General features: G+C 42.6%; 6 protein-coding genes and 5 tRNA genes. 8 read left to right on the top strand and 3 right to left on the bottom strand.

The features are described from left to right. Positions 1 to 41: 41 nt before the first annotated feature. A tRNA-Asp gene (locus L3V23_RS21220) sits at positions 42 to 118 on the top strand. 521 nt (positions 119 to 639) lie between these two features. On the opposite strand, the gene pssA is transcribed toward L3V23_RS21220, so the two are convergent. Both pssA and L3V23_RS21210 read right to left on the bottom strand, forming a co-directional pair. Further along, entirely contained in the window at positions 640 to 1,980 is a 1,341-nt protein-coding gene (gene pssA / locus L3V23_RS21215) for a CDP-diacylglycerol--serine O-phosphatidyltransferase (protein ID WP_042490405.1), read from the bottom strand. A 92-nt stretch (positions 1,981 to 2,072) separates the two neighbouring features. After that, positions 2,073 to 2,513, bottom strand: coding sequence for a GNAT family N-acetyltransferase (locus tag L3V23_RS21210; RefSeq protein WP_102967353.1), 441 nt, complete (start codon positions 2,511 to 2,513; stop codon positions 2,073 to 2,075). Between the two features lie 61 nt (positions 2,514 to 2,574). Here L3V23_RS21210 and murB point away from each other — a divergent pair, with 61 nt between their 5' ends. Both murB and birA read left to right on the top strand, forming a co-directional pair. After that, on the top strand, positions 2,575 to 3,633 hold the full coding sequence (gene murB, locus L3V23_RS21205) for a UDP-N-acetylmuramate dehydrogenase (protein WP_102967354.1): 1,059 nt from the start codon (positions 2,575 to 2,577) through the stop codon (positions 3,631 to 3,633). Next, complete coding sequence (gene birA / locus L3V23_RS21200) at positions 3,634 to 4,596, top strand: bifunctional biotin--[acetyl-CoA-carboxylase] ligase/biotin operon repressor BirA (protein ID WP_102967355.1); 963 nt, start codon at positions 3,634 to 3,636, stop codon at positions 4,594 to 4,596. A gap of 35 nt (positions 4,597 to 4,631) precedes the next feature. On the opposite strand, the gene coaA is transcribed toward birA, so the two are convergent. Beyond that, complete coding sequence (gene coaA, locus L3V23_RS21195) at positions 4,632 to 5,555, bottom strand: type I pantothenate kinase (protein ID WP_102967356.1); 924 nt, start codon at positions 5,553 to 5,555, stop codon at positions 4,632 to 4,634. A 208-nt stretch (positions 5,556 to 5,763) separates the two neighbouring features. On the opposite strand from coaA, the gene L3V23_RS21190 reads away from it, so the two are divergent. From L3V23_RS21190 to L3V23_RS21170, 5 genes are all read left to right on the top strand, one after another. Then, positions 5,764 to 5,839 (top strand) — tRNA-Thr (locus L3V23_RS21190). 69 nt (positions 5,840 to 5,908) lie between these two features. After that, positions 5,909 to 5,993: transfer RNA gene (locus tag L3V23_RS21185), tRNA-Tyr, on the top strand. A 34-nt stretch (positions 5,994 to 6,027) separates the two neighbouring features. Continuing rightward, a tRNA-Gly gene (locus L3V23_RS21180) sits at positions 6,028 to 6,102 on the top strand. 14 nt (positions 6,103 to 6,116) lie between these two features. After that, positions 6,117 to 6,192: transfer RNA gene (locus L3V23_RS21175), tRNA-Thr, on the top strand. A gap of 105 nt (positions 6,193 to 6,297) precedes the next feature. After that, a partial coding sequence (locus L3V23_RS21170) for a GTP-binding protein (RefSeq protein ID WP_237292940.1) occupies positions 6,298 to 6,425 on the top strand: 128 nt, incomplete at its 3' end.

Genomic DNA, 6,425 nt, shown 5'->3' with positions numbered 1-6,425 from the left:
CATCGCCAGGCTTTTATTTAGCACCAAGCGCTAACCAATGCGGAGCGGTAGTTCAGTTGGTTAGAATACCGGCCTGTCACGCCGGGGGTCGCGGGTTCGAGTCCCGTCCGCTCCGCCACTATTTGAAAGCCTCGTCAGAAATGACGGGGCTTTTTTGCGTCTGAAGGAAAGTGTTCAAGGCGAAGCGGCAGCTCAATGGGTGGCTCTTGGTTGAACAGAAAGCCAGCCTGTCACGACGGGGCGCGCCAATCAAGGTATTAGGGAGTCCTGTCCGCTCCGCGACTATTTTGAAGCCTTGTCAGAAATGACAGGGCTCCTTTGCATTTGGAGAAAGGCGAACGGATGTGGAGTAATAGTTCAGTCGCTTGCTTTTGTTTAAGAGCCGAACAGTCTGTCACTACGTAGATACAAAAAAGCAAACAATGTGAAGTTCCAGCGGTTCTGCTGCATACCCTCTAAACCAAAATAGAGAGTAAGCTGCGCAAGATAAGAATATCTGAGCTTTACACGCCCTAGGTATTTAAGAAGGGTAGATCATTTCATCTCCATCTTCATTACACATTCTTAAATGTTTCACTACCCCTAAAAACAGATATAAAAAAACCGACACAGTGGTGTCGGTTTCTTGATTATGTGCTTTTACAGTATTTGTTTTAATACTCTATCCGCTTTCACTCGAGTGATCTTCCGTACTAAGCGTTGTACCGCTTCTGGGTAGTCTTCAAGCTTCTCTAATTGTCTGTATGTACAAACTAAGTGAGTATGCTGAAGAATGTTCTGGATCTCTTTCTCAAACTGCTCTGTTAACAAGTGGTAGTCATCTTTTACCAATAGAGCATTCTCTAAATCGAGTTTCCAAGCTCTAGGATTTAGGTTATTCCCCGTTAACAACATATAGCGTTTGTCTACCCAAATCCCTTTTAGGTGGAAGCTATTGTCTTCGTGCTTCCATAGGTGAATGGACAGTTTACGGCTGGCAATGTTAGCTTCATTCGCTTTAGCGAAGCGACGCAGGTTTATCTCATAAAGATAAGGTAGCCCGCCAATCGTCTTGAATTCTTCTTCCGGTGAAATGTAGAAGTCGTTTGCTGTTTTATCGCCAATGATGATATGTACTTTAACGCCACGTTTGAGCGCCTTCTTTACTTCCTTTGCGATACTTCTTGGGAAATTAAAATAAGGTGTGCAGATGAATACTTCATCTTTCGCTTGAGCGATAAGTTGTACGATGTATTGGTTAAGTCTGTTACGACGCTTACCTAAACCAACAATTGGCGTAATAGCAACTTTGTCCTGAGCAACAACATCCGGTTCAAACTTGTAGCTTGCCTGAGCCAGTGAAGCTCTGAATTGACGAATATCGGTTTTGATCTCTTTCGTTGCTGGTTTATCTTGAGCACTAAGATCATTAACTGCAGGATGAGCTAACATCTCTTCTTGAACGAATTTGACCATGCTGTCAGCTAAGGTGGCATTTTCGATTGAATGGTACCGATCAAAGCGATAACGTTCTTTATAGTGGAGGTAAACGTTGTTTAAGCTGGCTCCGCTATATATGACAGTATCATCAATAACAAAACCTTTCAGATGTAACACGCCAAAAACTTCACGCCCGCGTACAGGGATTCCATAAGTTGGAATGGTATGTTTGTACTCTTGGTTAAACTTTTTATAAGCCGCAGCATTACCTTCGGAGGTTGCTTTACCTATTAGGCCGCGCTGTGCTCGGTGCCAATCGACACATATATTAATATCTAATCCAGGATTACGTTGCTTAGCTTCGAACAACTCGGTAAGAATCTCTCGGCCAGCTTCATCGTCTTCTAGGTATAGGGCTACAAGGTAAATTCGCTTACTAGCCTGGCGAATTGACTCAATGAGATGAGTACGAAATTCTTTGGCAGAGAAGAGAATGGCAAATTTAGTCGGATCTTGCGCAATAGTCGGCAGCTGGTCGAATGGGTTTCTACGAGCGATCATTTTGAATGCTTTACCTTACTTATGTGCAAATGTGCAAATGTGCGAACAACGGATAATACCAAACTAGTGAAACAAAAGGCTAGAAAAGCTGTTTAAACTTCACTGCGCTCGGCAAAAAACTGCATTGGAATGAGATCTTTACCGTTTTGACTGTATCTAAGAAATAAGGTTCTAAGGTCATTTGGTAATTCTTCAATATCTATTTTTTTGAAGTTAGCCTGTTCATAGAAGTTTTGTAGATGGGTATAAGAAAAACAAAAATCATTTTTGGCCAAAACCTCATTTAAGCAATAGTTGAGTAGTTGAGAGCCTATACCTTCCCCTCTTTTGGATTCATCTACAGCCATTCCAGTTAGCAACCTATATTCTGCAATCGAGCGAAATCGTACTACAGCAACCATAGAAAAATCGCTATACGCAACAATCGATAATTCGTCACTTTTAGGTTTAGTGCTTGGGTAATGTTGTTTGTAGAAGCGTTTAAGCAGTGGGAGTTTTATTGGCTCTAAGTGTCCAAACTTGAGTTCAGGCATTTGTGTCTTATCATGGCATCTGTTGTAGAATGTCCGAAGTTTAGTTTATCTGAAGAGTCTCATGCAATTACATAGCCCTTTGCAATTACATCACGATGTGAATTTAGCCCCTTATCATACGTTTGGCATTGAGCAGCTATGCCATACATTAGTATTCATTGAAACAGTCGATGATCTAAAAGAAGTGTATCGTTCTCCACTGCTTAAAGCTTTGCCCAAATTGATGTTAGGTAAGGGAAGCAACATGCTTTTTACCGAGACCTATCAAGGTTTGATCATGGTTAACCGTATGCTTGGCATTAAGCACACTCAAGATGAAGGCTTTCATTATTTGCATGTAGAGGGGGGGGAAGATTGGCCGGATCTCGTTGAATGGAGTATAAACGAGAATATATCAGGGTTAGAGAACTTGGCTTTGATTCCCGGATGCGCCGGTTCTGCTCCAATACAAAACATTGGCGCTTATGGGGTAGAGTTTCAAGATGTGTGTGAATACGTTGACTACCTTTGCCTAGATTCATTGCAAGTTAAGCGTCTCACTAAAGAAGAATGTGCTTTTGGCTACCGAGATTCTATTTTTAAGAAAACGCTTTATAACAAGGCAATCGTCGTTGCCGTGGGTTTTAAACTCACTAAGCATTGGCAACCAAACATTAACTATGGTCCTTTAAAAGAACTCGGCGAAGACTGCTCTGCCAGACAAGTGTTTGAGCGTGTATGTCAGGTTCGTAGTGAAAAATTACCTAATCCTGCTGTCATCGGAAATGCTGGAAGTTTCTTCAAAAACCCCGTTGTTATCGAGCAGCATTTTGAAATGCTAAAGTCTTCATTTCCAGATATTGTCGCCTATCCGGTTGCTGACGGTGTGAAGCTTGCCGCCGGATGGCTCATTGAACATGCGGGACTTAAAGGGACAGTACATGGCGGAGCTCAGGTTCATCCTAATCAGTCTTTAGTATTGATTAACAAAGGCAATGCCACAGCCCAAGATATCGTTGAATTGGCTGGCATAGTCCGAAGTAAAGTACTAGAGACGTATGGTGTATTGTTGGAACATGAAGTTCGCTTCATGGGGCGAGACAAAGAAACGTATTTGAGTTGTTTGATTGGAGAATCATGAGTGAAAAATCCAGACGTAAAGTTAAAGTTACTGAGTAAGCTATCTGATGGCTCTTTTCACTCGGGAGAATCGTTAGGCGAAGATCTTGGAATGTCTCGTGCGGCGATCAGCAAGCATATCAAAGGCATTCAGGAGTGGGGCGTTGATATCTTCCGTGTTCAAGGAAAAGGATATCAATTGTCTCAACCGCTGATCATGTTGGATGAAACTTTAATCCAATCAAAGGTTTCAAATCCGGTAGAGCTTCATCCAGTAATCGGCTCAACCAACCAGTACTTGATTGATAATACTGCCAACTTGCAGTCCGGTACGGTTTGTATTGCTGAGTATCAAGAGAGTGGTCGAGGCAGGCGTGGACGCCATTGGGTATCGCCATTCGGTGCAAACCTGTATTTATCAATGTACTGGCGTCTTGATGCTGGTATGGCTGCAGCGATGGGGCTTAGCCTTGTTGTTGGTGTTGCTATGGTAGAGGCTCTAGAAAATATGGGCTTGGAAGGTGTGAAACTGAAATGGCCAAACGACCTTTATTATCAAGACCGAAAACTGGCGGGCATATTAGTCGAGATGTCTGGTCAAGCAGGTGGGGCAGCACACTTGGTTATCGGTATGGGTATGAATTTGGCGATGCAAGATCGTGATTCCGCTATCGATCAGCCTTGGGCAAGTTTGTCTGAGGTGATCGGTACCGATCATATTGATCGCAATGTTTTGGCTGCAGAGTTTATTAACACCCTAGATACAGCGTTAAAGAATTACGAAATCTACGGTATGCAAAACTTTGTAGAACGTTGGAATCGCTTAGATAACTTTATCGGGCGTAAAGTTAAGCTCATTATGGGAACGAATGAGGTCACGGGAATAGAACGTGGTATCGATGAGCAAGGTGGTGTTTTGTTGGAAACAGAACAAGGCATTAAGAGTTTTATCGGTGGCGAGATTTCCTTAAGAAACAACGAATAAAAAAGAGGCTGAGGCCTCTTTTTTATGGTTTATTGTCACTTACGAAGAAGTATCTCTTCCACGGTATGGTTGAGGCCTTTTTTCAAAATCAGTTGAGCCCGTTCTTTCGTAGGAAGAATGTTCCCTTGTAGGTTCTTACCATTAATTGAATGCCAAATTTGTTTCGCTTTTGCGATGGCTTCTTCTGTGCTTAATGAAGTGTAATGGCTGAAATAAGACCCCGGCTCTTTGAATGCACTGTCTCTGAATTTCATAAAGCGTTCAACATACCATTTTTCGATCATCTGGCTATCTGCATCGACATAGATAGAGAAATCAAGAAAATCAGAAATAAACACTCGATGAGGATCGTGCGGGTAATCCATGCCACTTTGTAGAACATTGAGCCCTTCTATGATCAACACGTCAGGGCGATCGACAACTTTCTTCTGCTCTGTGATGTCATAAGTTAGGTGTGAATAAACTGGGACCTTGACATTCGGTTTCCCTGCTTTGACATCGGAAACAAATTGAACAAGGCTACGTATATCATAAGATTCAGGAAATCCTTTCTTATGCATGATGCCTCTTTCTTCCAACACTTTGTTTGGATGAAGAAAACCGTCAGTTGTGACGAGTTCAACTTTTGAGTGGTTTTCGAAACGAGCAAGTAACGCACGTAATAAACGTGCAGTGGTACTTTTCCCCACTGCGACACTGCCTGCAATCCCAATGATAAAAGGGGGAGCGCTTTCTTTATTACCGAGAAACTGATTGAGCACGCTATTACGACTCTGTCTTGCCGCGACATACAAGTTAAGAAGACGAGCGAGAGGGAGATAGATTTCTACAGTCTCTTTTACCGTCAAATTCTCATTGATACCTTGCAACTCTTGCAGATCACTTTCTGACAGCATCATTGGCACTGAATTGCGAAGTTCAGACCATTGTTGGCGATCAAAAGACAAATATGGGGTCATAACATGCTCAATTGTCGAAATTAGAGTAAGACCAGCGAACATACAATATGGTAGCCACAATTCAAACGAGAAAGATGGAATATTTAGTGTTTAGGCGTGAATTCGCTTGAAAAATCATCGAACAAACAAAAGAACGCGAAATTTCGCATTTTTTTTCTCATAAGTATTGCAAGCCAATAAATCATTCACTAGAATGCGCACCACTTATGCCGACTTAGCTCAGTAGGTAGAGCAACTGACTTGTAATCAGTAGGTCACCAGTTCGATTCCGGTAGTCGGCACCATTTTCTCCTTTATGAGAGCTTTTCTGTAATGAAAACTGCTTATTAATGAGAGAAGTGGCGTAAAAATTTGGAGGGGTTCCCGAGTGGCCAAAGGGAGCAGACTGTAAATCTGCCGGCTCCGCCTTCGATGGTTCGAATCCGTCCCCCTCCACCATATTATTAGGAAATAGCTCTCAGAGTTACGTGTTGCGGGCATCGTATAATGGCTATTACCTCAGCCTTCCAAGCTGATGATGCGGGTTCGATTCCCGCTGCCCGCTCCACTCCATTTAAGAGTGCTGATATAGCTCAGATGGTAGAGCGCATCCTTGGTAAGGATGAGGTCGGCAGTTCGATTCTGCCTATCAGCACCAGCTCTAAGCAAACTTTTCCTTTTGATATATACTTTTTACTACCAAATTTTTGGTTGCGTGGTCATTTTATAAAGCCACTTAAATCCGTACCTAGAGGGACAACTCATGTCTAAAGAAAAATTTGAACGTACGAAACCGCACGTAAACGTTGGTACTATCGGCCACGTTGACCACGGTAAAACAACTCTAACAGCAGCTATCTGTACTACTCTATCAAAAGTATACGGTGGTTC

This window comes from Vibrio sp. A1-b2 (genome assembly GCF_021726015.1).
GTDB lineage: Bacteria > Pseudomonadota > Gammaproteobacteria > Enterobacterales > Vibrionaceae > Vibrio > Vibrio diazotrophicus.
The sequence above is the reverse complement of the archived record's forward strand: the minus strand, read 5'-3'. Positions and strand labels throughout refer to the sequence as shown.

Excerpts from the sequence above, each read along its gene's own strand:
- pssA (WP_042490405.1), bottom strand. The coding sequence starts at position 1,980 with ATGATCGCTCGTAGAAACCCATTCGACCAGCTGCCGACTATTGCGCAA.
- L3V23_RS21210 (WP_102967353.1), bottom strand. The coding sequence starts at position 2,513 with ATGCCTGAACTCAAGTTTGGACACTTAGAGCCAATAAAACTCCCACTG.
- murB (WP_102967354.1), top strand. The coding sequence starts at position 2,575 with ATGCAATTACATAGCCCTTTGCAATTACATCACGATGTGAATTTAGCC.
- coaA (WP_102967356.1), bottom strand. The coding sequence starts at position 5,555 with ATGACCCCATATTTGTCTTTTGATCGCCAACAATGGTCTGAACTTCGC.